This window comes from Hwanghaeella sp. LZ110 (assembly GCF_048892525.1).
Taxonomy (GTDB): domain Bacteria; phylum Pseudomonadota; class Alphaproteobacteria; order UBA8366; family Aestuariispiraceae; genus Pacificispira.
Map to the genome: position 1 here is coordinate 22,613 of NZ_JBLZHT010000012.1, position 26,710 is coordinate 49,322.

At 56.0% G+C, this 26,710-nt stretch carries 31 protein-coding genes and 5 pseudogenes; 12 read left to right on the forward strand and 24 right to left on the reverse strand.

Going from position 1 to position 26,710, the window contains the following annotated elements; translation table 11 throughout:
- Positions 1-27: 27 nt before the first annotated feature.
- The 5 genes from ACOSDM_RS18730 to ACOSDM_RS18750 all read right to left on the reverse strand — a co-directional run bounded on the left by ACOSDM_RS18730 (position 28) and on the right by ACOSDM_RS18750 (position 3,268).
- Entirely contained in the window at positions 28-1,206 is a 1,179-nt protein-coding gene (locus ACOSDM_RS18730) for a hypothetical protein (protein WP_290482112.1), read from the reverse strand.
- Positions 1,203-2,141 carry a multicopper oxidase domain-containing protein gene (locus ACOSDM_RS18735; protein ID WP_420726080.1) on the reverse strand — a complete coding sequence of 313 codons (939 nt, stop codon included), beginning with the start codon at positions 2,139-2,141 and terminating at the stop codon, positions 1,203-1,205. The genes ACOSDM_RS18730 and ACOSDM_RS18735 overlap by 4 nt, the downstream gene beginning before the upstream one ends.
- 81 nt (positions 2,142-2,222) lie before the next feature.
- Positions 2,223-2,345 (reverse strand): hypothetical protein, encoded by a 123-nt coding sequence (locus ACOSDM_RS18740; RefSeq protein ID WP_420726081.1) that lies wholly within the window; start codon positions 2,343-2,345, stop codon positions 2,223-2,225.
- 183 nt (positions 2,346-2,528) lie between these two features.
- Positions 2,529-2,855: a YnfA family protein gene (locus ACOSDM_RS18745; protein WP_349678526.1), complete on the reverse strand. Its 327-nt coding sequence runs from the start codon at positions 2,853-2,855 to the stop codon at positions 2,529-2,531.
- Positions 2,855-3,268 (reverse strand): MerR family transcriptional regulator, encoded by a 414-nt coding sequence (locus ACOSDM_RS18750; RefSeq protein WP_290482115.1) that lies wholly within the window; start codon positions 3,266-3,268, stop codon positions 2,855-2,857. The genes ACOSDM_RS18745 and ACOSDM_RS18750 overlap by 1 nt, the downstream gene beginning before the upstream one ends.
- Before the next feature lie 83 nt (positions 3,269-3,351).
- Here ACOSDM_RS18750 and ACOSDM_RS18755 point away from each other — a divergent pair, with 83 nt between their 5' ends.
- From ACOSDM_RS18755 to ACOSDM_RS18795, 9 genes and pseudogenes are all read left to right on the forward strand, one after another.
- Positions 3,352-3,741 carry a mercuric transporter MerT family protein gene (locus tag ACOSDM_RS18755; protein ID WP_349678527.1) on the forward strand — a complete coding sequence of 130 codons (390 nt, stop codon included), beginning with the start codon at positions 3,352-3,354 and terminating at the stop codon, positions 3,739-3,741.
- A gap of 13 nt (positions 3,742-3,754) precedes the next feature.
- On the forward strand, positions 3,755-4,090 hold the full coding sequence (locus ACOSDM_RS18760; protein ID WP_290482116.1) for a heavy-metal-associated domain-containing protein: 336 nt from the start codon (positions 3,755-3,757) through the stop codon (positions 4,088-4,090).
- 4 nt (positions 4,091-4,094) lie between these two features.
- The gene (locus tag ACOSDM_RS18765) at positions 4,095-4,325 is read left to right on the forward strand and encodes a hypothetical protein (RefSeq protein WP_290482117.1); all 231 of its coding nucleotides are present in this window, start codon (positions 4,095-4,097) and stop codon (positions 4,323-4,325) included.
- Positions 4,325-5,749 carry a mercury(II) reductase gene (gene merA, locus ACOSDM_RS18770; RefSeq protein WP_290482118.1) on the forward strand — a complete coding sequence of 475 codons (1,425 nt, stop codon included), beginning with the start codon at positions 4,325-4,327 and terminating at the stop codon, positions 5,747-5,749. The genes ACOSDM_RS18765 and merA overlap by 1 nt, the downstream gene beginning before the upstream one ends.
- A 98-nt stretch (positions 5,750-5,847) precedes the next feature.
- Positions 5,848-6,522: a MerR family transcriptional regulator gene (locus ACOSDM_RS18775; RefSeq protein ID WP_290482119.1), complete on the forward strand. Its 675-nt coding sequence runs from the start codon at positions 5,848-5,850 to the stop codon at positions 6,520-6,522.
- Positions 6,522-7,199, forward strand: a complete 678-nt coding sequence (locus ACOSDM_RS18780; RefSeq protein ID WP_420726082.1) for a cytochrome c biogenesis protein CcdA — start codon at positions 6,522-6,524, stop codon at positions 7,197-7,199. Before ACOSDM_RS18775 ends, ACOSDM_RS18780 begins: the two co-directional genes overlap by 1 nt.
- Positions 7,200-7,304: 105 nt before the next feature.
- Positions 7,305-8,036 (forward strand): hypothetical protein, encoded by a 732-nt coding sequence (locus ACOSDM_RS18785; RefSeq protein ID WP_290482121.1) that lies wholly within the window; start codon positions 7,305-7,307, stop codon positions 8,034-8,036.
- Between the two features lie 233 nt (positions 8,037-8,269).
- Positions 8,270-8,788 carry a hypothetical protein gene (locus tag ACOSDM_RS18790; RefSeq protein WP_290482123.1) on the forward strand — a complete coding sequence of 173 codons (519 nt, stop codon included), beginning with the start codon at positions 8,270-8,272 and terminating at the stop codon, positions 8,786-8,788.
- 109 nt (positions 8,789-8,897) lie between these two features.
- Positions 8,898-8,960 (forward strand): annotated as a pseudogene (locus ACOSDM_RS18795) (hypothetical protein); the annotation flags it as partial.
- On the opposite strand, the gene ACOSDM_RS18800 reads toward ACOSDM_RS18795, so the two are convergent.
- Complete coding sequence (locus ACOSDM_RS18800) at positions 8,931-9,284, reverse strand: hypothetical protein (RefSeq protein WP_290482124.1); 354 nt, start codon at positions 9,282-9,284, stop codon at positions 8,931-8,933. The pseudogene ACOSDM_RS18795 and the gene ACOSDM_RS18800 overlap by 30 nt on opposite strands.
- Positions 9,285-9,354: 70 nt before the next feature.
- Here ACOSDM_RS18800 and ACOSDM_RS18805 point away from each other — a divergent pair.
- Positions 9,355-10,263: pseudogene (locus ACOSDM_RS18805) on the forward strand (heavy metal translocating P-type ATPase); the annotation flags it as partial.
- A 69-nt stretch (positions 10,264-10,332) separates the two neighbouring features.
- Here ACOSDM_RS18805 and ACOSDM_RS18810 read toward each other — a convergent pair.
- The 5 genes and pseudogenes from ACOSDM_RS18810 to ACOSDM_RS18830 form a co-directional block, all read right to left on the reverse strand.
- Positions 10,333-10,635, reverse strand: a pseudogene (locus ACOSDM_RS18810) (IS110 family transposase); the annotation flags it as partial.
- Positions 10,610-11,467: an IS6 family transposase gene (locus ACOSDM_RS18815; protein WP_290482125.1), complete on the reverse strand. Its 858-nt coding sequence runs from the start codon at positions 11,465-11,467 to the stop codon at positions 10,610-10,612. The gene ACOSDM_RS18815 and the pseudogene ACOSDM_RS18810, both read right to left, overlap by 26 nt.
- 88 nt (positions 11,468-11,555) lie before the next feature.
- On the reverse strand, positions 11,556-11,960 hold the full coding sequence (locus ACOSDM_RS18820) for a helix-turn-helix domain-containing protein (RefSeq protein ID WP_420726083.1): 405 nt from the start codon (positions 11,958-11,960) through the stop codon (positions 11,556-11,558).
- Between the two features lie 63 nt (positions 11,961-12,023).
- Entirely contained in the window at positions 12,024-13,634 is a 1,611-nt protein-coding gene (locus tag ACOSDM_RS18825; RefSeq protein ID WP_420726084.1) for a sensor histidine kinase, read from the reverse strand.
- A gap of 183 nt (positions 13,635-13,817) precedes the next feature.
- A complete protein-coding gene (locus ACOSDM_RS18830; RefSeq protein ID WP_420726085.1) occupies positions 13,818-14,735 on the reverse strand; it encodes a cytochrome P460 family protein in 918 nt (305 codons plus the stop codon).
- Positions 14,736-15,072: 337 nt separating this feature from the next.
- Here ACOSDM_RS18830 and ACOSDM_RS18835 point away from each other — a divergent pair, with 337 nt between their 5' ends.
- Positions 15,073-16,041, forward strand: coding sequence for a DUF3179 domain-containing protein (locus ACOSDM_RS18835; protein ID WP_420726086.1), 969 nt, complete (start codon positions 15,073-15,075; stop codon positions 16,039-16,041).
- A gap of 29 nt (positions 16,042-16,070) precedes the next feature.
- Positions 16,071-16,559, forward strand: coding sequence for a DUF302 domain-containing protein (locus tag ACOSDM_RS18840; protein ID WP_420726087.1), 489 nt, complete (start codon positions 16,071-16,073; stop codon positions 16,557-16,559).
- Here ACOSDM_RS18840 and ACOSDM_RS18845 read toward each other — a convergent pair.
- The 13 genes and pseudogenes from ACOSDM_RS18845 to ACOSDM_RS18905 form a co-directional block, all read right to left on the reverse strand.
- Positions 16,506-16,673: pseudogene (locus tag ACOSDM_RS18845) on the reverse strand (IS3 family transposase); the annotation flags it as partial. The gene ACOSDM_RS18840 and the pseudogene ACOSDM_RS18845 sit on opposite strands and share 54 nt — an antisense overlap.
- Before the next feature lie 31 nt (positions 16,674-16,704).
- A complete protein-coding gene (locus ACOSDM_RS18850; protein ID WP_420726088.1) occupies positions 16,705-17,625 on the reverse strand; it encodes a nucleotidyl transferase AbiEii/AbiGii toxin family protein in 921 nt (306 codons plus the stop codon).
- Positions 17,622-18,236 carry a type IV toxin-antitoxin system AbiEi family antitoxin domain-containing protein gene (locus ACOSDM_RS18855; protein ID WP_420726089.1) on the reverse strand — a complete coding sequence of 205 codons (615 nt, stop codon included), beginning with the start codon at positions 18,234-18,236 and terminating at the stop codon, positions 17,622-17,624. Before ACOSDM_RS18855 ends, ACOSDM_RS18850 begins: the two co-directional genes overlap by 4 nt.
- 160 nt (positions 18,237-18,396) lie before the next feature.
- Entirely contained in the window at positions 18,397-19,074 is a 678-nt protein-coding gene (locus ACOSDM_RS18860; RefSeq protein WP_420726090.1) for a hypothetical protein, read from the reverse strand.
- Positions 19,075-19,261: 187 nt separating this feature from the next.
- Entirely contained in the window at positions 19,262-20,158 is an 897-nt protein-coding gene (locus ACOSDM_RS18865; protein ID WP_420726091.1) for a hypothetical protein, read from the reverse strand.
- A gap of 18 nt (positions 20,159-20,176) precedes the next feature.
- On the reverse strand, positions 20,177-20,656 hold the full coding sequence (locus ACOSDM_RS18870; protein WP_420726092.1) for a hypothetical protein: 480 nt from the start codon (positions 20,654-20,656) through the stop codon (positions 20,177-20,179).
- A gap of 94 nt (positions 20,657-20,750) precedes the next feature.
- Positions 20,751-21,392, reverse strand: coding sequence for a hypothetical protein (locus tag ACOSDM_RS18875; protein ID WP_420726093.1), 642 nt, complete (start codon positions 21,390-21,392; stop codon positions 20,751-20,753).
- Positions 21,393-21,826: 434 nt separating this feature from the next.
- On the reverse strand, positions 21,827-22,036 hold the full coding sequence (locus ACOSDM_RS18880) for a helix-turn-helix transcriptional regulator (protein WP_420726094.1): 210 nt from the start codon (positions 22,034-22,036) through the stop codon (positions 21,827-21,829).
- A 296-nt stretch (positions 22,037-22,332) separates the two neighbouring features.
- A pseudogene (locus tag ACOSDM_RS18885) lies at positions 22,333-22,468 on the reverse strand (IS5/IS1182 family transposase); the annotation flags it as partial.
- Positions 22,469-22,865: 397 nt separating this feature from the next.
- Positions 22,866-23,858: a hypothetical protein gene (locus tag ACOSDM_RS18890; RefSeq protein ID WP_420726095.1), complete on the reverse strand. Its 993-nt coding sequence runs from the start codon at positions 23,856-23,858 to the stop codon at positions 22,866-22,868.
- 321 nt (positions 23,859-24,179) lie between these two features.
- Entirely contained in the window at positions 24,180-24,374 is a 195-nt protein-coding gene (locus tag ACOSDM_RS18895) for a hypothetical protein (RefSeq protein ID WP_420726096.1), read from the reverse strand.
- Positions 24,375-24,550: 176 nt separating this feature from the next.
- Entirely contained in the window at positions 24,551-25,744 is a 1,194-nt protein-coding gene (locus tag ACOSDM_RS18900; protein WP_420726097.1) for a tyrosine-type recombinase/integrase, read from the reverse strand.
- Positions 25,745-26,200: 456 nt separating this feature from the next.
- Positions 26,201-26,638: a MerR family transcriptional regulator gene (locus ACOSDM_RS18905; protein ID WP_420726098.1), complete on the reverse strand. Its 438-nt coding sequence runs from the start codon at positions 26,636-26,638 to the stop codon at positions 26,201-26,203.
- Between the last annotated feature and the right edge of the window lie 72 nt (positions 26,639-26,710).

Below are 26,710 nucleotides of genomic sequence, written 5' to 3' on the forward strand. Positions count from 1 at the left end.
ATCGAGCCAGCGCGGTCCGCCAGGGCTTCAGACTTTGACCAACATGGCCGTGCCGTACATGAAGGTGACACCAAAGGCGAGCCCGGCCATGACCGGCCATGATAGCAGAGCTGCTGCCCCGCGGCCGTCGGATCTTGCCAGATAGGCGCCGGCTCCGATCGCTAGCGCCAGCGCCGACCATTGCGGCGCATAGGCGAGACTTCCGATCCACAGGCCCAGGACGGCCGGGCCGCCGGCAAGCAGGGTCAGCGCCGGGAAGGTCCACAGCGGCGGGCGCTTCTTCAGCATCGGCGCGGCAATGTCGATACCCTCGGTGATGTTGTGAATGGTGAAGCCCAGCACGAGGAAGGTGCCAAGCCCGGCCGCCCCGGCGGCGAAGGCGGCGCCGATCGCCAGTCCTTCGCCGAGGTTATGCAGGCCGATCCCGAGAGCGATGAAGGTTGCAAGCGTCAGCCCGGCCGGCGTGCCGCCACGACGCCCGGCGGCTATGAGCAACAGAAAGCTCGCCGCCGCCGCAAGCGCCACCATGGCTTGCCCCTGGAAGATGGCTGCGGACTCACCGGCAAGGTCGAAGGCCTCGCCCGCCGCGTCGATCATCAGGAAGGCGAGCAGACCGACCGTCATGGCGAGCAGGAAATTCATGCCGTTGCGGCCGACGCCGCGCAACGCCGGATAGAACATCAACCCGATGGCCACCGGCACGATCCCGACGATCACCCCCAGGAGTGCCTGGGCGCTCAACATCGACACGCTGCTGACCGGTGTCGGAACCGCAACGGCGATCTCGTGCTCGAATGTGGCGCCCGTGTTGGTGATGATCTTGAACGCGTGTGCTTCACCGAGAACCCATGGATAGGGCAAACGGATCCAGGCAGTAGCACCACGGGCGAGCGGACCTGACGGTTCCTGCGCGAACTGCCAGTAGGCATCGTCAACGAGAACCTGGGCGATCGTCATCGGCTCTGACCCGCCCGCGCGAACGAGGATCTCGATGCCATCCGACGAAAGGACCGTCCTTTCGAAGGTGAGGTTTTCGACGGGTGGCGCGCCGTTGTCGAAGGTTCGCAAAGGATTGGCGGTGACGAGCCAGGTAATCGCGAGCGCGAGCACGGCGAGCGGGAGGATCAGCCAAGCCAGTGCCACGCGTGAGGGTTGCGGCACGCTGGGAGCCGCTGTGATCGTCTGGGTTGATGACACGTCGTTCATGCGACCTGCTCCACAACTTCGAACATGCTCATCCAGCCGAGCTCGGCGAACTCCGACTGGTGGGCATGGAACATGTAAAGACCCGGCTCATGGTCCTTGAACGAGAATTCCAAGATGCCGCGCTGTCCCTGGCACTGCGTGATCAGATCGACCGTCCTGGAAGTCGGCGTGAGTGTAGTGCCTTGGTCGAAATAGTCGAAAAAGTTCCCGTGCAGATGGAACGAATTGATCGGGTCGAACTCGACCGCGTTGGCGAGATAAATGCGCACCGGTTTGTCGCGCAGGATGCGGATCGGCCGCTTCGTATAGGCATGCGCGACGGTGTTGACGGCATAAACCTCGTTTTCGTCGTCGAAGTTCGTGTCGAAGGCATTCATCACCATGGCGAGTTCCTGCCAGCCGGCATTCTCCGGGGTGCCGAGCAGGCGTGAGCGAGCAACATCGGCATGCTCGGCATGGCGTGCCGGGTCGGGATCGACAACGAAAAGCCCGTAGAGCCCCTTGTGGATATGCCGTTTCAGCGGCAGCGCGTGACAGTGATAGAAATGGCAGCCGAACGGCTTGGCATCGAACTCATAGACGAACTCCTCGCCCGGATTGACCACACCAGCGCCGGGGACACCGTCCATGCGCGCGGAGTGGATGCCGTGAAAATGGATCGAATGGGGCTGCGAGTCGTAATTGCGGAAGACGATCTTTCGCCTTTCACCTTCGGTTGCTCTCAGCGCCGGGCCGGGCACCTTGCCATTGTAGGTCCAGGCCGGAAACATGACGCCGGGCGCGATCTCGATTTCTTTGTCGACGGCTTCCATGACGAAGGTGTGTTGTGTCCGCCCATCGGGAAGATCGGAAACGGTTCCGGTCTCCCACTCTGTCAGCATCTTCGACGTGTCGAACCCGTTCCGCGTCTCATCGACGTCGCCGACCGTCATCATCGCGCCGTGGCTGGATCCGTGACCGGACTGATGGCCCGAACCTGCCATCCCTTGATGCGGCTTGCCGCCGGCATATCCGGGTTAATTGACCTCCTGCGCACTGCCCACCGCGGCGACAGCGGACCCGCCTGCGGCCGCAAGGCCCGCTCCCATAACCATACGCCGGCTCAATCGTGTTCGCAGCCAGTCGGAAATCTCGAGCATTCAACGTTCCTGCAATTGAGAATTATTTGGAATTTTGCAGGAGCTATAATTTGAAGCAACGACTAAGATTATTGAAGCCAAGCCTCGTCGCTGCGCGGACTGCGGACGAAGCTCCGGCTGGCGTGTCGGAGGTGATGGAAAAGCGGCGTACCGAGAGAAGGCTGGCCGTGTGGCCGCGTGCCGTCAGGCGGGACGCGGCCCCCAGATGATGATCGCCGCACCAAGGAGACAAACCGTGGCGCCGGTCACGTCCCAACGATCCGGGCGTTGCGCTTCGACTACCCAGAGCCACAAGAGCGACGCGCCAATATAGAAGCCGCCATAGGCAGCGTAGGCGCGGCCCGCGAAATCGCTGTCGATGCGTGTCAGCAGCCAGGCAAAGAGAGCAAGGCCGGCCATACCGGGAACGAGCCAGAGCGGCGAGCGGTCCAGACGCAGCCAGGCCCAGAAGGCGAAGCAGCCGGCAATTTCCGCCAGTGCCGCTCCTATGTAGATTGCAAGTGTCGCCATCACGATGCCAGCGCCTCCAGTACCGGGCATTCAGGCACCTCCTCGCCGGAGCACTGCGCGGCGGTCCCCGCCAGCACCTTCTCGATCCGCTTGAGGTCGGCGATCTTGGCACGGACGTCGGCGAGGTGCCGCTCGGTCCGTTCCTTCACCTCGGCGCAGGTCTGCGTGCCGCCATCGACGAGATCGAGCAGGCCTCGGATCCCATAGATGGAAAAGCCGAGTTCGCGAGCGCGCAGGATGAAACGCAGCCGCGAGACGTGGGCTTCGTCATAGACGCGATAGCCGGACGCCGTGCGCGGCGGATCGGGCATCATGCCTGTCTTCTCGTAATAGCGGATGGTTTCGAGATTGCAGCCCGTGCGCCTCGCCAGTTCGGCGCGTTGCAATGTCTTCCCGGAAACGTGATCGGTCATCTCAAAATACCTCTTGAGTCTGTAGTTGCTACAGACTGTAGCTTGCATTCAATTGAACTTCGAGGGAAAACCGCATGAGCGATATGGAAATTGAAACAACAATGCCGGACGCGGCGTTGGAAACCAGCGATCGGCGCAAGGGCTGGTTCGCAACCGGCGGCGTCATCGGCGCAATCCTTGCCTCCACCTGCTGCATTGCACCGCTCGTGCTGCTGACACTTGGCATATCCGGCGCGTGGATCGGCAACCTCACCGCGCTTGAGCCCTACAAGCCGATTTTCGCGGGCGTGGCGCTCGTCTTCATCGGGCTCGGCTTCCGACAGGTCTATTTCAAGGCCAAACCAGCCTGTGAGGACGGCTCCTATTGCGCACGGCCTGAATCCGCTCTCATCACCAAATCCGCCCTGTGGCTCTCGACGGTACTAGTCGTCCTGGCACTGACCATCAATTGGTGGGCGCCGTTTTTCTATTAAGGAGAAGACCCCAATGAAATCGAAGTTCTTTATTACCGCTGGATTGCTTGTTCTGGGCATATCCGGACTACCTCTCGTCGCCACTATCGCGTCGCCGGTCCTTGTTTCAGCGGCTCAGGCTGCTTCGAGCGAACAGACCGCCACCTTCGATGTGCCGGGTATGACCTGCGCGCTCTGTCCTGTCACGGTGAGAAAGGCAATGGAAAGCGTTGAGGGTGTTCGGTTGGTGACGGTCGATTTCGATGCCAGGACGGCAACCGTCGTGTTCGATCCGTCCGAGGCGAGCATCGATTCCATCGCGACCGCCTCGGAGAACGCCGGCTATCCGGCACATATCGCCGGAGAATGAGCCGATGAGCGATCCGTCCCATGTAAGCCTTGGGTTGATCGGTGGAGCGGTTGCGGTGCTGTGCTGCCTTGTTCCCCTGTTGCTGGTATCAAGCGGCGGCGTCGTGCTCGCCGCCCTGGCTAGCTATCTCGGCTATGTATGGATCGCTCTCCCCATTCTGGTGGCCGGACTGGCAGCCTACCTTCTGTTACGGCGCGCAAAGCTCCGCAACAATCGCGCTGAAAGGAGCCACTGATGAACGATTGCTGCGCGCCGCGAGCTGACCGCACCTACGATCTTGCCGTTATCGGGGCTGGTTCAGCAGGCTTTTCCGCCGCGATCACGGCCGTCGGAGAGGGGGCGAAGGTCGCCCTCATCGGGCACGGCACGATCGGCGGTACCTGTGTCAATGTCGGCTGTGTACCCTCCAAGACCATGATCCGCGCCGCTGAGGCGGTGCATGGCGCAGGCGCTTCGAGTCGGTTTCCGGGGCTTGCCGGAGAGGCCCATGTCAGCGATTGGCGCGCACTGGTCGCGGCCAAGGACGATCTGGTCGGGACGCTCAGGCAGAAGAAATATATCGACCTGCTGCCCGAATACGATGGTGTCGCATATCTGGAAGGCGCCGCACGGCTCAATGGTTCGGGCGTGCTGGTGGACGGAAGTCCGATCAGCACCGGCAAGATCATCATCGCCACGGGTGCATCGCCGGCGATTCCTTCCATCCCCGGCATGGAGCGCGTTCCTTACCTCACCAGCACCACTGCGCTGGAGCTTAAGGAACAGCCGCGCTCGCTACTGGTCATCGGGGGCGGCTATATAGGCTGCGAACTGGCGCAGATGTTCGCGCGCCTCGGCACCAGGGTGACGCTGGTCACGCGCTCGCGCCTGTTGCCTGAGGCGGAACCGGAAATTGCCGAGGCGCTTACCGGCTATCTGGTCGGCGAAGGCATCACTGTACGCGCTGGCCTCAGCTATTCCGGGATCAAAAGCGGTGACGGCGAAATCGCGTTAAGCGTTGACGTGGATGGTCGAATTGAAACGTTAACCGCCGAAAAGGTTCTTGTGACCACTGGGCGCGTACCTAACACCGCCGACCTTGGTCTTGTCGAAAGTAGTGTGGAATTGGCCCGCAACGGCGGCGTTGTTGTCGATGACCGTATGCGCACCACCCGCGAGGGTGTCTACGCCGCGGGTGACGTCACCGGGCGCGACCAGTTCGTCCATATGGCTGCTTATGGCGCCAAGCTCGCCGCGAAGAACGCTTTGAACGGCGACAGCCTCATCTATGACAATTCCGCCATGCCTTGGGTGGTGTTCACCGATCCACAGGTGGCTGGAGTCGGCTTTTCGGAGAAACAGGCTCGCGAACGCGGTTTCGAGATCAAGACATCGGTTGCGCCGCTCGATCAGGTGCCGCGCGCGCTGGCCGCCCGCGATACGCGCGGGCTGATCAAGCTAACGGCCGATGCAAAGTCAGATCGGTTGCTGGGAGCGCAGATTCTCGCTCCTGAAGGTGCGGACAGCATCCAGACCATAGTGCTGGCGATCAAGTATGGAATGACGACCAAGGAACTGGGTGAGACGATCTTTCCCTATCTCACCACCGTGGAAGGGCTCAAGCTCGCCGCCCAAGGCTTCGACAAGGACGTCGCAAAGCTCTCCTGCTGCGCGGGATGACAACATTTGATCCGGTCAAAACTGTCGTGAACCGCCTCTTCAATTGTTGACCCCGTACCAATATACGGAGTCTATTGTTTATGGGGAGATGAGACAGCATGGCAAGAGCGATGACCATAGCCCGCGCCGCCGAACAGGCCGGTGTCGGCGTCGAGACGATCCGGTTTTACGAACGACGAGGATTGATCGAACAGCCATTGCGTCCAAGCGGCGGCGGCTATCGCCATTATGAACGCGAGACTGTCGAGCGCATCCGCTTCATCCGGCAGGCACAGGAACTCGGATTCTCGTTGTGCGAGATTGCCGAACTCCTGGCGTTGAAGACGGATCCGAATGCAGACTGTTCTGATGTGCGTATGCAGGCTGTCGCCAAGCGCCAGGATGTGGACGGCAAGATCGCACAATTGGAGGACATTCGCTCGGCGCTCGATGTGCTCATCGCCAGATGTCCCGGTGGCGGGGATTTGAGCGCCTGCACGATCATGGACGCGATCAGCGAGCGACCAACGATGAACACTGCGCCTCACCTGGACGATGCGGCATCCAGAACACAATTGGTCAGGACCATCTTCGGGATCGATGGAATGCATTGTGTGGGCTGCGCGCGGACCGTCGAGGCGCTGCTTGGCGCCGAACCGGGTGTCGGCGAGGCCAGCGTCTCGTTCGAACGCCGGGAAGTTAGCGTCAGTTTTGACAAGGGCATCACGAGCGTCGGGCGGTTGAGGGAAGCGGCCGCAAAGGCCGGATATCACATCAGCGAAAGCGGGCTATAATGGAATTCAGTTTGTTCAATCTTCTCATTCTACCGGCAGGGCTTGGCCTGTTCGGCTTCATTGAACCCTGCTCAATCGGTTCCAGCCTGATCTTTATCAAATATCTGGAAGGCAAGGAGAGAGCGCAGAAATTCACCGAGACGGCGGTTTTCGCGCTCACGCGCGCGCTTTTCATCGGCGCTCTTGGCGTGGCGGCGGTGCTGGTCGGGTCTGCATTTATCGGGTTCCAGCGCGGAGCCTGGATCGTGCTCGGTCTTGTTTATGCGGCAATCGGGATTCTCTATCTCATCGGGCGCGCCGGATTTCTCATGCGTTCGATCGGGCCGCGGCTCGCCGGTTTGAGTGGTGCGCGCGGTTCGGTTGGGCTCGGTCTTATCTTCGGTCTCAACATTCCCGCCTGTGCCGCGCCATTGCTTCTGGTTCTGCTCGGCGTTGCAGGGGCCGATGGCGCCAGCGGCGACGCGGCTCTGAGTGGGTTCATATCGCTTGGAGTGTTCGGTCTGGCCTTGTCCCTGCCGCTCGTTGCGGCTGTGGCATTCAAACCGGCGCGCCGTCTGTTCGACCATCTCGCGGGGCTTTCCGCCAAAATACCGTTCTGGGCAGGGGGGTTGCTCATCGCGCTTGGCCTTTGGTCGATCTGGTTCGGCCTGTTTTCCGCTGTGCCGGAACTGGCCTGACAGTCCGGCAGAAGAAAGCGCTTGACTCCGTAGTTTAGTACGGAGGGTAGGCTGGCCCCTGAGATCATCCCGCATGGTTGCGGGATCACCGTACCGGAGGCCGCCATGACCCTATTTTCCGCTTTGACGAGAACAATCGCTGCGTACGCCGTTCCCGCCTCGCTCGTTACAAACCTTGCATTTGCGCCGTCTGCACGGGCTGCCGACGAATTCCATTATGACGAAAGCAATGTCCGCCCGGCGGTGTATTTCGCCGCGCTATCCAACCTTGCCAACGCGGTGATGTTTTCCGGCCTCGGCGAGGCGCTGGTGATTTCACCCTATGAGCGCGACGAATGGTTGCGCCGTGCCGGTTTCGTCACCCGGCCCGAGATGCCGGACATGGCGGCGGTTGGCCCGGTTTACGCTGGTGCTCGGCCGGCCTTCGTGGGCACGCCGGATTTCGCCGTACCTCGGACGCTGGCCTGGGACGCGTCCACCTTCGACCGCACACTCGACCCGGCCGCACAGGCCTGGGCGATGATCAAGATCACGAGCCCCGAGTTCCACATGCAGTTCCATGACCTACCGGACAATAAATTGGCGGCCCTGATGGTGATTCCGCAGGCACGCGCCCAGGCGCAGACGCTTGGCGCGCGGCTGACGAGCGCCGATGGGCTGTTCGCGCCGCTGGCATCTAGCGGCAACCTTGGCGCGGCGGTTCCACGCGACCAGATTGCCGTGCTGTGGGCGGCGTCGAACATGGTGCTGGCCGGAACGAGTGCGCGCGATGACTACTGGCACGCCGCCTACCGGGACTTGACGGCTGCCGAGAACTATCGCCCGCTCTTGAGGTAAGCCTTCGCGGACGTCACGGCAATGCCACCTGAGACCCCAGCCGAGCGCGGCCTTGCGGTAGTGGCATTGGGGCGTTTCGCCCTGGCCACCGATGATTCGGCGCTCAGAGGCGAGGCGCTGACGCTGGCGCGCACCTATGCGGAAAGCCTGGCCAAAAACCTGACGGGGAGCCCGGCACGGCCATCGAGGATATAGCGCTTGCCATCTACGGGTTGACAGAGGCCAGGCGGCTGTTGGCCGAACCAGCCTTTGCCGAGGCGGCGCAGAATTTGTTTAGCGACCGGCTGATACCGCTTTGGGATGACGAGGCAGAGCTGTTTCGCCGTGGCGAGGCGCCGGTGACCTATGACCCGCGATCCGCCGGTGCGGTCGTGGCAGCTCTCAATGCCGTGCGCTGGCACGGTTCCGATGCTGAGGCTGAGCAGGCTTCTGCGCTGTTTCCCCGCTTTTTCGAAAGCGTGATTGTTCGCTCCGGCCTCATGCAGGCGAGCCCGCTGCCACTGGTGGTCGCGCCTTATCTGGAAGGAGAGCCGGCGGAGCACTTCGCCCATCCCATATTGCCCGGAGCAGTATCGACAGCGCCGGTCTTTGCCTCTGAAGTGATCTTCGAGGACGGTGTCTGGCGGGTGAGCGACCCGACCTTCCACACCGGCGACGCACTGTTCCTGGCCAATATGCTGGCGATCCGCAGCGAGAATGGCCGCAGCGACCTGTTCCTCTCCGACGACCTGCTGACCGGCTTGAAGAGGTGACACCATGAATGCGACAGCATCTGCCCCAACATCTACCTCTGGCACGCTCCAGCTCAAGATCGGTGGCATGAGTTGTTCGTTCTGTGCCAATTCGATCTCCTCGGCGCTCATGAGGGACAAGGGCGTGCGCGAGGCGCATGTCTCACTCGCCCATGAAGAGGTGTTGATCCGCTTCGATCGGCAAGAGACCGACGAAGCGCGGATCAAGCATACGCTGACCGACCTCGGCTTCACCATCCGCGATCCGCGCAAGGCGAGCGCCTTCGAGGAGCAGAAACGCGCGATCCGCGAGGAAGCAACCGATCTTGCCATGGCCGCCACCGCCGCGCTTATCCTGTTCATGGCGATGAGCGCTATGTGGCTGGGGCTGTGGCAGATGCGCGACTGGCATGTATGGACCGCCTGGGCCATCGCCACTTTCGTGCTCTTGTGGAACGGACGGCGTATCGTCCGCATGGCCTGGGGCGCGGGCAAGCGCGGCATCACCAATCAGCATGTGCTCTTATCTGTCGGGTGCGCATTCCGGGGCCATCGGCGCCTATATCGGCGGTCTGCTCGGTGCGCCCATGCCCTGGTTCGGCTGGTATGGTTTCGTCGGCTTTCCGGCCGTCGATTTCTTCGGGGTGGTCGTGTTCCTCACCGCCTATCATCTGCTGTCGGGTTTCGTGTCGATTATCGTGCGCACCAAGGCGTCGGAAAGCGTGCGTCAGCTCTTGTCCATGCAGCCACCGACAGCGAATGTCATCCGCGACGGGACCGAGCGGGAAGTGCCCATCGAAGAAGTCGCCGTGGGCGATCATGTGCGTGTGCGCCCCGGCGAGCGGGTGCCGGTGGATGGAAAGGTCATAGAGGGTGAAAGCGCCATCGACGAGGCGATCGTCACCGGCGAGTCGGTGCCGGTGGAAAAGGCCGTTGGCGCCGAGGTCATCGGTGGGTCGATCAACCAGACCGGTGCGCTTCTAATCGAGACAACGCGCATCGGCGAGGACAGTTTCCTGCATCAGGTCGCCCGCCATGTCGAAGAAACCAAGGCGATGAAGCCCGGCATCGTCGTGCTGGTGGACAGGGTGCTCAAGCACTACGTGCCAGCCGTTCTCGTCGTTTCCCTCGCTGCGTTCCTGTTCTGGGGCCTCAGCCCGGATAGCTGGAGCCGCGAGCCGCATTGGGTGCGCGCCATCTATGCCGCCGTTACCGTGCTGGTGATGGGCTATCCTTGCGCCCTCGGCATGGCCACGCCTCTGGCGCTGATCCGGGGCGGCGGTATTGCCGCAACACGCGGTATCCTGATCCGTTCGGGCGAAGCGTTCCAGGTCCTCAAGGACATTACGCATGTGGTGCTCGACAAGACCGGGACCCTGACTGAGGGCAAGCCGAAGCTCGTCGATGTCGTTGCTTTAAACGATATGAGCCGCGAAAGGGCGCTCGTGCTCGCCGCCGCGGCGGAAGAGCAATCGGAACATCCACTGGCCAGGGCAATCGTGGCCGGCGCGCGGGATACGGGCGTCAGTTGGACAGTGGCTGAGGATTTTCAGTCCGTGACAGGCGGTGACGGCCTCACAGATTGCTTCTGCATCAGCCGCATCGTTCTTTTGTCGTTTGACGTAAGGCTTCACATAGGAAGGTGGTATCAAGCGCACCGTATGCCCAAGGGCTGCAATCTCACGCGCCCAATAATGTGATGTGGCGCAAGCCTCCATGCCGATCAGGCAAGGCTTGAGCTTACCCAGAAAAGAAAGAACCGCTCCGCGCCGAAGTTTCTTCTGCAAAACAATGGCGCCTTGCGCATTCACACCGTGCAACTGGAAAACTGACTTGGCGAGATCAATCCCGAGTGTTGTAGTCGTCATGTGGATGGCTCCTTCCCACTGTTGGTTTCAAACAGCACCAATATGGCACATCGTGATGCCGTTCGGGTGGAGCCGTCCACACCATCAGACAAATGCGAACTCGTCTCAGTTTGCCCGTAGGTCGGTCGAATGACGCAGCACAACGCTGCTGCCATTCAATTAGGGAAGCGTCACGTTGAATTTTGAATTCGTCTCTTGAGACAAGGTGCCTTTGAAAGTTGAAGCGGTTGAAGATGGCAGAGTGGATGGACGAGAGTTTCTGCAAACTTCGTCTGAGCCTAAACCTGGACACGGCTCGCTCTCGTCGACGAAATGGCAAGTGGGAGTTCTCGGCGCGATTGTTTTTCCAACGACCAACTTCCTGGGCTGCTTGATTACCAACGACCTTCATTGCCGCCCGGTAGGACTTCAGTCGATCCGTCGCAATGACCTTCGGTTGGCCATATCGTTTCATTGCTTTCTTTAAGAATGCTAATGCAGCCTTACGGTTGCGGCGTTTCGTAACAAAGGATTCCAGCACTTCTCCTTCGTGGTCAACAGCCCGCCACAGATAGTGGGTTTCTCCATTGATCTTCACGAACACCTCATCGAGATGCCACCGCCAGTTTGAATATGAACAGTTTGTAACGCGACGTTTCCGGATTTCAGCGGCAAACATTGGCCCGAAACGGTTCCACCAATAGCGCACCTTCTCATGGCAGATTTCGATCCCGCGCTCATGGAGCAGGTCTTCAACATTGCGAAGTGACAGTGGAAACCGAACGTAAATCATGACCGCGAGCCGGATGATCTCGGGTGACGTCTTGAAATAACGGAATGGGGAACTTGTCATCTAAGGAAGCTGTCCGGATACTCAAATTGCCTCAATCTAGTTTCTTCTGACAAAGCCAGGTGTGAAGGCGAGGCCGTTGATCGGGCCGTCAAGGACCAGCGGCGCAGCGGTCTTCGACCCATTCCGCTCGCTCGCCAGCAGCGCTTTTTTTATAGCTGAGGCCCTCGCGGCGCATGAACCGCCCCACCGAGCGGACATGCACCACCGTCCCCTGTGCCTGCAACTCCGTCGTCAATGCCCGCAAGGTGATATCCGGCTTCTCGCGTATCCGCGCACGCAGCCAGGCCGCAACATCGCCAACCAACAGGCTCGGTCGGTGGCCGCCCCGTTTACTGGGCATAAGACTGAGCCCCGCACGCCCCCGCTGCGACCAGCGCATCGCCGTCGCAACCGAAAAGCCATAACGGGCCGCCGCCGACCGCGTCGTTGCACCACCGAGAACCGCCGCAACAACACGCTCCCGAAGATCAAGAGAATATGACCGAGACATCATGGCTGGCCTCCTATCCCAGCCATCATGATGAATCACAATTCGTCCCCTTTGGGAATCCCGATTCTAATTAAACGCTTCCGACACTAGAGTTTGTCTCGTCCTGCTCAACGGTATTTCTACACGACAGACCGTCCCCGATCCTTTAATGCTTTCGATAACGAACCCCATCTCGTGATGCCTTAATAGACTTGCGGTCATCGTAAGGCCAAGTCCGAATCCAGTCGATTTACGCTTGGAATAAGCGGAGCGTCCGATATTGGGTCCGGCCTGGAAATATGCCTCGGTAATCCGTGCGACCACGTCCTGATCAATGCCGCATCCATTGTCGCCTATCTCGATGTAAAATCGCCCTTCGCTTGTCCCAAAGATGACCACACGCGTTTTCGCTGTCGGACCCGCGTGATCAAGGCTGTTGCCGACAAGGTTTGTAAGTATCCGGTTCATTGCCTTCTGGTCGGCGAAAATTTCTAAACCTGGATTTACATTCCCAGTATGCATCTGTATCGTTTTTGCAGGCACTCCAGAATAGGTTGACTCGCACTTAAAAACTGCACGTCGAACGGTATCCAGTAGGTTATCCCATTGCTCGTCCAATTCAAAGGTGCCCGCTTCAATACGACCTAAATCAAGAAGGTCATCTACCAAAAATTTTAATTGACTGGCAGATTCTAGTATATCCTGGATATACTCACGATATCGTTCGCTTCCGACAGGCCCGAAGATTTCCATATTTATCGTTTCAGAATATCCAATTATCGCATTCAGCGGGGTGCGAAGATCATGGCTCATATTGGCGAGGAAATCTGACTTGGCATCGCTTATCTTTTTGATTTTTTCCGCTTCAGCTAACTGATCCTGTTGCTCCTTGATATCTAAAAAAGCCTGTCGAAGGCATCGGGTCAGGAAAATCAAGTTTTTTCGAACATCGACCCATTCGTCGACCTGGCGCTTTCCCATTTTTACGAACAGGGCGTCTTCCGATGTATTTCCGGGGTTACGGGCGATATCAGAAAGCACCGTATTCACGCAGCGTATCGGGCGTAAAAGCACGCGCTCGAGAATGATCATAGAAGTAAGAGTCAGCGATAGGGAAATTAATAAGACCAACCCGACAATTTTCAGAACATGTGCCTGAACCATTTCCGGTATATGTGTCACATCGACACGACCTGCGACAAAGCGAGATCCATCCATTCTTTTCGGTTTCCATAGAATATCCATGGTTCCATCAATAGATAAACGTGAATCCTTTTCATCGAATGGTGTAATGGTCGGTCGGTCGCCAAAACTCGCACTCGGCATTCCGCTTTCATCGAAAACGACCGCTCCCGACAGTAATGAATTTTTACGAAGAATAGGACCTATTTCTTCGAATGCGCTGTAGGATATTGCGCTATCGGTTAATGTGTTATCTAGGCTATGCATATCATCGATTATCAGAGATGCCCTGATTATCGTTCTAGCGGTGACAAGCGCTTCTCTCTCTGCCTCGGCCAGTCGCGCTTTCTCGAACTGGTTTGCAGAAAATACGAGCAAGATTGCCTCAATCGTCAGAATCGAAACGAACAGAAGAAATGTAACTCTCCAACAGAGACCACAGGTCTTCAGCCCCCGCGCAATTTCCGATATTTCTTTAAAAATAATCCCGGTTGTATTGCAATGAATGGTGCTCATAGATGTCAGTTTCCTGATATAGGTTCCTTTACAATCCGGAAGACATAAAGGTGGCACTTCATATCCGGAAACAGCCTGTGCCATGTCGGCTGAATACAAGTGCATAGGCCTATACTCAAGGAAGGACACCATCAGTGAATCGATGGTGCCCTTTCCAGTTCGGTACGTCCGCGCGGCCGCCTCCTACTTTCTAAAGTCCTCTGGCAAGAAAAACAGGTAATCGGACTCTTCGCCCGCGATATGGCATTCATGGCAGAAGTCCATATTGGCGGCATTAGGACCCTTGGTTACGCCCACGGTGGAGCCGCCCGGCATGACCATTGAATATCGCCAGTCACCCGTCTCGGGGTTCCATCCCTCTTCCATCTTTGTCATGGTGAAGAGGGGACCGATTGCCGCCTTGCCATCTTCCAGAATGGCAAAACTGTTCTTTGCCAGAATGGACCCGACAGGTGCTTTGCCGATCTCCTCATATTTCATATAGGCGACGACGGCGACATCGTTGGCCGTATTGCTGACATAACGACCGCCATGGGTGATGGACTGATAGGGTCCGGTGCTGACATGCGGCCAGTTCAAATGGGCGGCACCGGCTGCTTCCGTTGATCCGGCAAAGGCTGCGGTCATTTCCGGTTTCAGGCAGTCATAGGCAGCGCGCGCTTCTGCATCACTTACTTCTACCGCTGCGACCGAACCGCCACATGGGTTGCTGGGATTTGCCGCACAGGGATTGCAGGGGTTGCAAGCCTTGGCAGCGCAAGGGTTACAGGGGTTGCCCGCTTTTGCCGCACAGGGATTGCAGGGGTTATAAGCCTTCGCCTTGACGCTTGGTACGACACAACTTGCACTGACCTTTAACGCACCACCGGCGCAGGGGTTACAGGGATTGGCTGCACAGGGATTGCAGGGGTTGCATGCTTTTGCCGCGCAGGGGTTGCAGGACCCGCCACCGTCCATCTGTGCATCGATGGAGACATGTTCTGCGGAAACGGCATCTGCCAGTTCTATCTCCCCGGAACCTGCATGCCCTGTTGTTACAAGGCTTGCCACTGCCATCAGGGATACGGCGCTTGTCGACAGTAGATAGGTTTTGAAACTCATTGGTGTCACTCCCTTGAATGGATGTTCGCTTTCTGCGAACTGTAGAATTGGAACCGGCATTCCAATAACAGGCGACCGATCCGTACATACCCATAACCGATTGTCGGGAATGCCTGGCATCAAGTTGTCTCACGATGCTGTGACGATTCCGAATCGAGATGGTTTTTTGTTGTATAGGAAGCTGGATGCTCTGGGTCAGAAGGCATTCCGGCCAATGCAGGCAGGCTTGGTTTGAGAAAGGCGCGTGTGAGTGATGTCATCCTGTTATCGAGTTTTATTTATAATCGGCATGCCTGATCGGTATCTTGCAGCGGGTTCGTTGCTTGCATTTCTGTGCATGATTGTTGTTGGCCCACTTCAGGCACAGGAGAATGGCCTCCCTCCACGCGATTGGTTGCAGGAATGGCCGAATACAGATTTCAGCCGCGCGGAAGTCGCCTTCCGGGAGATTCTGTCGGGTGGTCCGCCAAAGGATGGCATCCTTGCCATAGACGATCCCCATTTCTCGCCGGTCCCTCAGGGGGGAGATCTCTATGCTGACAGGGAACCGGTGATGAGCGTGCGTATCGATGGAGAGGCCCGCGCCTATCCATTGAGCATTCTGATGTGGCATGAGATCGTCAATGATACGCTTGCTGATACCCCGATTTCAGTGACTTTCTGTCCATTGTGCAATTCTGGTATCGTCTTCGACCGACGCGTCGAGGGTATCGAGACGACCTTTGGTACGACTGGAAAACTGCGCAATTCGGACATGGTCATGTATGACCGGCTGACAGAAAGCTGGTGGCAGCAGTTCGAGGGCCGAGCGATCATCGGTGCGAAAACCGGTGTCGAACTGGCACGTCTTCCTGCGAGACTGGAGAGTTTCGGCGAATTCGCTGCGCGAAATCCGACGGGCCGTGTTTTGGTTCCGAGGGACTCAACCATCCGTGATTATGGGCGGAATCCCTATGTCGGATATGACGGATTGCCACGCCCATTTCTGTATGATGGCGAATATGATGGACCTGGATTACCCCTGATGCGGGTGGTGAGCGTGGTCGGGCGCGATGAGGCCTGGAGCCTGGGTTTGCTGCGTCAGTGTGGAGAAATCATTGTCGATGATCTTGTTCTGCGCTGGCGGTCGGGTCAGGCATCAGCCCTGGACAGAGCCCGTATCGACAAGGGCCGGGATGTTGGAATCGTCACAGTTCAACGCCAACAGGCGGAGGGTGGTCTTGTCGATGTTTCCTATGACGTGCCTTTCGCCTTCGCCTTTCGTGCATTTCATCCAGGTGCCCCGATCCATCACAATGCACCATAAGCCGTCTCTGACCTAAGGAGTCCTTCTTCATGTATCGTATCGTCGCTTTCGCCGTGTTCATGATGCTGATGGTGTCCTCTGCCCAGGCTTTGCAGCCGCGCGAAGGTTGGGTAATCCAGCACAGTCAGAAACCCTTTGATCTTCTGCTGGCGGACCTCAAACAGGCAGTGACGGACAATAAAATGGGGCTCGTGACAGAAGCGGGACCGACCGCTGCCGCTGCGTCACGTGGCGTTGAGCTTCCAGGTAATCGAGTGGTGGGCGTTTTTCGCGTGGATTTTGCGATCCGGATATTGCCGCTCAGTGAGGCGGCAATGATTGAGGCCCCAATTCGGTTCTATGTCACCGAAGATCCGGACGGCGGGGCGACCTTGTCTTATAAGGCACCGTCATTTGTATTCTCCCCGTATCTGTCGGAAGGGGGCGAGGGCCTTGCTGAAGTCGCATCGGAACTTGATGCGATATTCTCCCGGATCGCGGAAAAGGCAATCCAACTCACGAGCTACACGCAGCCCTGACAACGAAGTATCTGCGACAAGCGCCAGGTTCTCGCGCGTGCAATCATCGACGACGGCCAGAATCCGAAAGCGGCGACTGGCCGTGAACTGATCGGAGACGAAGTCCATTGACCAGTCGCCCCTCACACAGGGGCGCGCCTTTTCACTATTTCCAGGGACCGCCGACGACCCATTTACACTCGAGCGGCTTATCGACGACGAGTGACTGGACGGGTGGCAAAACAAATGCTGACACCTTGGTCTGCATCTCAACGAACGACCCTGGTGCGATGGAAAGGGCTGTTCTGCGAAGAAATCCCTGCCATTGTGCCCGCTTCGCGGCGTCTTCGGCAAAGGCTGGCGTCAGCGCGACGGGCGTCTCCACAGGGATGGTCGTGTGGCGGCGATCAAAGGTCGCTGCGATTGCATCCGCGAGGATCGATCCATCGAAGGCAAACGTCTCCGAGATCGCCCAGAGATCGAAGAAATCCTTCATGCGGCTGTTGAGCATGCCGAGTGCGACCAGCGCCTGGAACTTCTCGGCTACGACCGTCTCTGGCGGATAGGCGCGTAATCGCGGCGCTGGCATGTCGAGTAGCGAGGGATAGTTGATTTCCAGCACTGCCGGGGTCACGGCATCGCCAAATCCGATGTCGATCTGGATAGGCAGGCGCGCACCGGCGATCTCGGCGGTCATGGTGATCCGGACGCCGCTATACTCGTCTTCAGCCCGGGCCGGCTCGGCCTGCAGGGTTTCCGGCTTGAAGACCACGCCGTCGTCCTCGACGTCGATCCCGCAGACCGCGCGGAAGTTAGCAGCAATCCGCTCCGGCGACGCATCGCCATATCCCAGAAGATCGAGATCGCCGGTCGCTCGATACGGCGTGGGTGTCCAGAGACTGAACAGCATGGCACCCTTGAGGACGAATTGATCTTTGTGGGGCGACAGACTCAGCCGGTAGAGAAGTCGTTCGATGGCGAAACGGGTCAGCGCAAGCTGAACGTTTTCCTTGCGCTCACGGGCAGCGTGAGTGAGTCGTGCACGGACCGAGGCGCCGACATTCTTGAGGGGTGGCTTCGGGGTCACAGGGTCGCCTCGATATAGGGCCGTATGACATTCTGCACGCGGTCGATGGCAGCGAAATGCCAGAGGTCGTCAATTGTGGCGCGGCGGTTTCGGATACAGTCTCTCAGCGCTTCGATAGCGACATCGAGACCGATCTGGTTGCGGTATTTGAAGCAGTCTGCAACCGTCTTGGCCGGATTGGTGATGGGGACGTCTACCTGCTCGATTGTATGAAACGTCACACCGGCCGTCAGGGCTTCGCCGGTGGCGCGCATAATACGGAGGGATACAGGCGGGTTCTTCGGTGCCCATTTCTTGTGACCGATCAGCATCCAGACCTGATGCGGCAGTTGGGTCGTGAGTTCGTGGAATCTGAGCGCGGAGAGCAGGCAGATGGTGCCATGGGGCACTGTTCGGCTGGCTTCCGCAAGGCTATGAGACTCGGACCATTCCGCATCGGCAAGCTGATAGAGACCGCGCCCCATGCGCACCAGAAGCCCCTGATCCTGCAGTCGCCGCAGATAGGCACGGGGAACGCCCCCTGCATCGAAATCGCGGGCGCGCGCGATGCCGCGTTCCCTGGCGATTGTCAGCGCGCGATCCTTCAGCGTTCCTTGGGTCGGTTCAGTCATGTTCCTTAAACTCGGCAATAGAATGTAAGTGCCAAGCTTTAGTATCATCATCTGCGATCCTCCGCAACAGGAGCCGGGCACCACAATGACAAGTATGGTGGTCATATGTGATACTTTCCAACGTCTGGTCGGCAGCCATTGGGAAAGGACACGTCCATCCTCAATACAGAACAACCTGGCAAATCGACAGACTTTTACCATTCGTTGCCTGGATCGTTCGCACGATACTGAGGCAGGGGAACGGGGTAGGGCCATGATTGGCGTATTTGCCCCTGTAGGCCAGTTCTATCCGATAAAGACTATCCAGACGCTCTGGAGCGACCGCCAGAAGGTTCGTCAGGATTCGGGCATTGGCGCTGGTCGCGGCACGCACAAGGTCGAGCCCCGGCCGCTGTAGCGCCGCCACCGTTTGCAGCAGATCGCGGCCTTCCCGGGTGCCCAAATACTCGATTGTCGTCTTGTCCAGGTCGGCGCGCTGTTCCGGTGTCAGTGAAAGCAGCCAGCGTAACAGTGTTGGTGCGTTCCCAACTGCCGTGACGGCGTCGTTGATCAGGACAAGAACCGGACCGATCTTGGATTCAGGTAGGTTGGCGATATGACGAACAAATATCTGGATGGCACCATCCTTGCCGATCAGAGCCTCGTCCTTGAGGCCTGTCCATTCCGGCAGATAGTGGCGCCATTGCGTGCCCTCGACCGGTCGATCCAGATTCATCGTCAATGCCATGGCCTCGTTGGAGAGACCCAGCCGGGCCTCCAGTTCCGGTTCTGACAGATCGAAGCGATCCAACCCAATGGCCTGCAATCGTTTGAGAATCTGTCGTTCGCTTCCGCTCATCGCACGGAGATTGTCCAGATGATCGGAAGGAGGATGTAAACTCCATATGACCGCGCCGAGCGAGCAGGCGCCCAGTACAAAGCTCCCGACAAGGAGACCCAACAGCCGTCGTGATTTTGTCCGGACACGCGTGACGAACTCCTGCTGGGCTTCTGACGCTGCCATCCGCAGCGGAACGGGCATTTGACTATTCATCACCGCCTCCCTGCTCAAGGGGGATCAATCCGGCAACACGGAAGCTTTCGATGGCGTGCGAGATCCATTGCAGCAGATCCGCCCGCGCCCCGCTGGCCGCGAACATGTCGAGATGAAACTCCTGCGCCACATCCTGAGTGGTCATTGGGATGATGGAGCGCAGGGGTGTGTAATTGCGTTCCAGAGAGGGCCATATCTCGCTGCGGCACTGTGGCAGGCGGACGATCTTCAGACCTGCATTGTGCTTCATTGCGCTCAGTCGCTCGAAATCACCACTGCTGCCATATCGCTCGAAACCGCCGCTGGCTTCGTTCAGGACAAGAATACGGGCTGCAATCGGAAGGAAGGCATCCTCGCGGATGGAACGCTCCAGGACGGCAAGCGCATCCTCGATAGCCTGTGCCTGTGCACGCACCGGGACGACCAGGACAATCTGTGGCGCCTTTGCACTGCGCAGCACTTCCCCGGCATTGCGGGCATGGGCCCAGTTCCAGACTGTATCCACCAGGTTCGCACCGATATCGACGAGTGCATTGCCCGAGGCCAGAATGCTGCCGAGTTGGTCCCAGTGGGAAACAACTTTCGACGAATCCGACCGTACCGCATCGAATTCAGCGCCGATGCCGAGTTCCAGGACAGAACCGCGGTGGATCTTGCCAAGTTTTGATACCGCGTCGGCGGTCGACGAATCTGCGGAGGCAAGAAATTTGGAAATTCCCACCTCTTCGAAGGCGAGAGCAATCAACTGAGTGATAAGGGTCTTCCCCTGACCCCCGGTCCTGTTGCAGACAATCACAGAACAGGATTTAGGATCAATCTTCTCACCCCATTGTGGTGAGGTAAGGGTCCGGTACAGTCTTTTCGATGAGGATGTGTCGTGCGTATTCATGGGGGGTTCCTTTATATATCAGGTATCGAGGAGATCGGAGAGGCCGCGTATCGGTTTTTGTTGCGGACTATCCCGGCTCCTTGGCCGCATGTTCTGGATCAAGGGTTTCGACGGTAACGGTCCGGTAACAAGGTTATCTGCGCTAGGTTGGCTAGCTACTTTGTTTAGTCGCGTTCGGGTCCGTGACAGGAGCGATCGCAACTGGCTGCCCGTCACTGGTCTACCGGTTTTCCATCGCAGGCCTTCGCCCGAAAGCAGTTCCGCGACATTCGACCAGGTGCCCAGTTCCGCATGGAGTGTCAGGAGCAGATCGCGGTTCAACCGCACGAACGGCCCCACACCCTGACGCAGACTTTGTTCCCGCTTTTGGTTGGCAAGCTCTTCCGCTGCTCGCTTCAATCGGATTTCGAAGGGCTCTTTCATGGCAGCGCCCCGGAATTCGCTGCGCAGATCGATGTGCCAGTTGCTGCGGTTTTCGCTGTGGCTCGCGCTGTACATAATGATGCGGTTGCCGCTGCGATAAGGTCCCCTGATTTGTGAGAGGGACTTACACCGTATCGCACTACATTTTTGGCCCGGGGCATCATTCACCTCACATCTCGAAATCATCGCGCACGCGCCGACGCTTTTTGCGGGGTGGTGTTACTGGGCGAGGGGGTTCGAAGGGGACAACGGGCGGCGGAGGCGCCTCACTCTTGACCTCTTCCTTTTTGACCTCATTGTCCGAGGCGACTTCAATCTCCATCTCGAACGGACAGGCTTCGTTAAGCCGCTCCCGAATGCGGTGCATGGAAACGCTTCGCCCTGTTTCAGGAGAGGGAAGGGCGATAACGGCATGGAGATGGACCGATGGGGTACTTGCTGCAGCCGGAATGTTTGGTTGATGGAAGGCCAGAAGGGTCACTCTATCCGTTACGCCAAGCGCATCCGTCGCAGCGAAGAACGACTGAATCAGGGTATCCTTTGTATCTTCCAGATACCGGCCTTCCTCCGCTCGGGAGGGAGAGAAGGTGAGGTGCAGGACCGTGTGCTTCAGGTCGTCGCGAGTCTTCGATATTTCCGATACGATCTGCATGGCCTCAGAGGCTTTCATGGGCCCCAGTACCGATAATCCACTGTTCAGCAGATAGATGTCCGTGACTTTGGTATCGTCCTGATCGTCATGGGCTCCTGTACGGAGCACATAGCGCAATACATTGGCGGCGGTCCGCCCGCGTGTTTCACGGGTGATCATGATTGTTGATCCTTTCTATGATGGTCGCGACAAGGCGCGGGTGTGGGGTGTTCGGTGGTGGCAGCACATGGGGATCCAGCACGGAAGCGATTGACCCACCGCCCGTTCGTGCACGGTTATGACGTTTGATGAGTGTGGCCGCGTGGATCAGTAGCGTTCGGGCAAGCTCGCTGTTCTCTTCGTCGGCTTTGCCAGATACGACAAGAGAGTGAGCCGCCCGAGTAAGGACAATAGTATCGGCCATTGAATGGTGCCTGGCATTCTGCCGTGACTGCAATTTCCCAGATGAGCGGCGTTGCTTTGAGCTGCTTTGGCCCAAAAGCATCCATTCTATAACTTCTGTGCGGGAGCAGCCTTGCTCAATACAAAGCAATTCCAGCGCAGCTAGTGCGTCCGAGGACAGCCGAAAACTTGTTGGATTGCGGGCCATGCCGCTAGCCCGCCGTGGATGTACGTCTTTGCTTTTCGAGCCATTCAAGCAAGTCGTTGGCGGAGTAGCGAATGGCTCGGCCACCTACTCGAATAAAAGGAGGGCCATCACTTCTGGTAACGCGCCAATTGGCGAGAGTTGATTTTGATATTCCAATTATCTTGGACACTTCAGAAGGCGTATATAAAACACCCATTTGAACATTCTCATTCATAGCGGAAGTCCCTTCTGTTGAGAGACTTTACGCAATATCAAATGCTAACAATCAAAACTACCGAATAATTCAATATAAAATTAGAATTATTCGCAAAATATCAAATATAAAATTAGAATTATACGACAAAATTGAATTTTATTGATATGAAATTAAAAATTTTTCTTTGGTAAAGGTGTGAATACAACAATATATACTGACAGTTAACCTAGGCCATACCTAAGTCAGGGAATGGAGGCGAATAGTACTTTACTTGATGGGTGAGAGTGGACTACCGATTTCGAACTGCTTTGTGAAACTTTGGTCGTTAGGCCGCCACGCGAGTGGCCGATACAGCGATCCAGGTTACTTTTTTGAGTTGGCGGCATGTTGATGGATGCGCACTGAGGTGCTGTCGGTCATCTGGATATCGCCGTCATAACCTGCGGGCAATCCGATGCTGAAGCCACCGCTCGTGCGAACGCCAAAAGCCCTCGATCCGCGCCAGCATCGACCATGTTTTTGCACACCAGAAGAACCGCTATAGCTTGTTCATTCGAACCATCAAGATCAAGCGGGCCGACGTGATACTGACCTCGGCAAATCTCACCTACAATATGGATCGACTGATCTTCCATGAATGCCGACGAATTGCAGGATCAGTCTGCCCCTGATCGCAGATCCTAACCCGACCGACACCAAAACCTAAGCGTTGGAACTCAAAAACTGATACTTCAAGCCGTCAGGCTGAAGATCGCATGATCCATTTAGCAAAATTGTTGGGTTAATGCGGATGTCCAGCTTGGAGCAGTAGGAGTAATTTGAATTACAGCTTTTCATACATAAACCCTCATTTTCCATCTTTAGGTAAAGCTTTTTCTTCGAGCATTTTTTTTGCCGTTTCAACATGCGATCGGATGGCAGAAGAACTAAATCCTTTATAGTATGTGTTAAAAAGAATTATAGTATAGTGATTTATGCACTTCTCAATCTCACCATTTTCTTTTAATTTTTCCATTACTTTCATTAATGCTGTTTTATTTCTAATATGGTCAACAGCATTGTTCTTTTCGCCTTTATTTACACGTATTGCGCCGTTCTGTGAGAGCATGTCTAGAATTCTACGCTCTTCTGTGGTTAAATTTACACCTGAGAATGGATAATCTAATTTACTCGTATTCTCCGTCTCTTGCTCTTTGTTTTGGGATGCAATGGTATCGTGTTTTGTATCGACCCTATCAGAGTTTTCGATTTGATTGACCGCCTCTGCATTACGGGCATTTACTGTAGATTCGGAATGGCGTTCACCAGTACGCTTGTAAATACAAATCCAAGAATATAGCGCAGTTTCTAAGGCGAGATCATCACATCTTATTTCAATTGTTCGTAATGAAGTCGCGGATTTGTCCGTTAATATTACCATCGTGGGAATACCAAAATTCTTCTTAGTTTTTAGTATCCTAATTTTATTTCGTTCATGCTTATGTAACCAACCATTTACTATTAGGTAAACAATCTGTTTATTTTTTGATAAACTCTCCAAGGCAATACCATTGCCATTTTGATCAACGGTCCATTTTTCTCTAGAAATACCAGATTTACGAATGCTCCACTGGAAGAGAAAGTGCCTGCTCATAAAATACACAGAAGAAAGAGATCCTATTGCAAACAAAAGTGGAAAAAATGCTAAAGCTACCATTGCATTGTGCGGAGCAAGGAAATTACTTGAGTATATTGCGAATACTATCGGTGTTGCGGCCAGGACAATAGCCGAGTTAAGAAGTGGTGTCTTCTCGAACGTATTTGGAAAGTAGAACTCAAAATTTTGTGGGACGCGAAACATCGAAATCCTCCTAATGATCAGGTTCCAATCTGATAATAAAAAATCGTAGAAATGATTCTTTCAAAATGTGAAGAGCATAAAATATGCAAATCCTGATTGAATGTGGATTGTGTCGACGTCTATGGATGTTTGAATTTTTTGGTTTGGCACACATGGTCCTCAAGGATGAGTTTGAAGTCCGCTTGTTCTCTCAGGATGCAGGGAGATGGATAGAGATACTTTGAGATGGCAACGCCCTGCACCCGGTTGATTGGTTGTGTTACATTGAGTTGCACTGCGCATGACCTCGAGTGCTTACCCTTGCTTACCTAATTTTGAGATTCAATCGGCGGGTGGCTTCTTGCTCACAAAGGACTCTGTTGTAACCATTTCTGTTTCGCCGTCTTTCTTGGTTAGCATGAAGCCACCGGTAAATTGGCCGCTGGCACTGCGGTAATGCCCTAAAGCCACGATGTTTTTGTGAGGGTTAGTTTCTTCTGGCTTGTCGTCCTTAGTCTGATCATCATCACCGTCCATGGAACATCTCCTGTTTTTGGCTAAGGGTTGATCCGAAAAACTGGTGGCTGTCTGAGAGTTGAAGCTGCCTTTGGCACTTCGACATGCAATCCTGCCTTCAGCCAACCTGTAAACTACCACAGATTACAGGATTTTACCGTGTCATCGCTATATAATTGCCTCCAACAGCTTGATCATCAAAGCACCGCTTTGGGACGCATAATGTCTCCGACCAATACCCCCACCTTGTCAGATGCATCCCGAAGCGGATCTTGAGATAGATGGGCATATGTAGACGTGGCCGACATGGACCGATGGCCCAGCAATCCGCCAATAACAGGAAGCGATGCTCCAGTTGTTACGCCGAAGCTTGCAAAAGAATGGCGCAGGTCATGTATACGAACATCGTCCAAGCCAGCTCTTTTCCGAATCCTGCGCCATGGCTTTTGCAAATTGACCAGGGGTGCATTTTTTCTGAGCCCTGTGATCACATAGGGGTTTTCTGGGTCACGGGGTATCTCCTTTAGAATATCGAGCGCAATCGCATTGAGAGGAAGTGCCTTTATGCCGCTAACATCTGTTTTGTGTTCGCGCAGGATAAGCAAACGTCGATCCCAATCGATATCACTCCAGCACATGTTTATGATTTCACCGGATCGTGCGCCGGTTACGATTAACAGGCGGATCGCCCCTGCAACATGCGGTGAGATAAGACGTTCATTCTCGCTGTCATCAATTGCTTTCGCCAGCCTGGCAAGCTCTTCCCGGGAGAGGAACCGCTGGCGCTTCTTTTCTCTGAATGGGCGGATGGATACTGCTGGATTGCCACCCTTTTCCAACAAGCCCCACAACTCGGCATGTCCCAGCATGGCCTTTAGAAGTCCAAGGACCCGGTTTGCGTTGTAGGGCGTACCTATTAAGGATTGGTGTAGATGACCAATATCAGCACTGGTCAGTTCGGAAAGTAGAAACCGTCCCATTTTTGGCAATATGAACTTATTCAGCAGCCAGTTGTGCGCTTCGATGGTTGACGGCTTGCAGCGTCCCTCACAGTGCTCTTGCATGTACCGGGCTGCCAGATCTGCGACTGAGTTCTCGTTTCGCTTGCGCAGGCGATCTGCTCGAGGGTCTCTACCCCGGCTCGATGCGCTGAGAAGGGTTCGGGCTTCGGTCCTGGCTTCCTCCAGTGTCATTATGCCAAAGCGGCCAATCGTATGGCGGCGTGATTTGTTGTATTCATTGCGGTACTGGATCATGAAACTCACCGTGCCCGACGGTTTAACCCGAATGCCAAAGCCTGGCATCGTGGTGTCCCATGCAACGATCTCCTGACCTTGTATGCGGGCCGCTTCACGTGTCTTATCGATCGTGGCCTTGGCGAGCTTTGACATTACTCCCTCCATTGGGTAAGCAATAGGTAAGCAAGATATCTGTATCTTGAGCCATCATGGTGTGACATGGTCAATCATCGAGTCAATAAAAAAGATAATGATATCAATAAGAAAGTATCTCTATCCATCTCCCTGCATCCTGAGAGAACAAGCGGACTTCAAACTCATAACCTGAAGGTCGTAGGTTCAAATCCTACCCCCGCAACCAAATATTCCAAACACTTAGCCCCGCTCTCACCAGCGGGGCTTCTGCTTTAGGAAGCATATAGGAAGCAGGGGTGGAGGCGCATTAGGGAGCACAAGTTCTGCGTTTGCTACCATATTGGACGTATTCCGTGGCAATCGGGAAGATTTGTTGCTAGCCAAAAGCCGAAGTTTCTTAACTTTCTGTTCATTGCTAACGGATTGCTCCAAAGAACTTTGGGGCTGCCTATTTTGCTAAACTCTTCCCAGAGGTCATCCAACAGCGTTCTTATGGTTAGTAAGGCATTGGTGGTGATCTCCCAGCACCTCGATCACTCTGCAGTCTTCAATGCGGCCACCGCTGCACTGTTTGATCATGCGTTCAAGCTCTGTTTTCAAGGATTCCAGTTGCGTAATTCTTCGCTCGACCTGTGCCAGTTGGTCCCGGGCGATAATGTCAGCGGCTGCACACGACTGGTTTGGATCATCGGACAAGCTGAGCAACTCGCGTATAGCGGCGAGTGAGAACCCCAGTTCGCGGGCATGCTTCACAAAATATAGTCGGTCGACATGACATGGTTCATAAATGCGCTGATTGCCCACTGATCGGTCTGGGGCTGGAATCAGGTCAATCTGCTCGTAATACCTAATTGTCTGCACCGTGCAGCCGGTGGCTTTCGCTACCCGTCCGATCGTCAATAAAACGGCCATGTAATTTTCCTCTTGAACCTACAATAACTATAGCAATTAGAATGAGGGTTCGATCAGGTTACTACAAGAGGA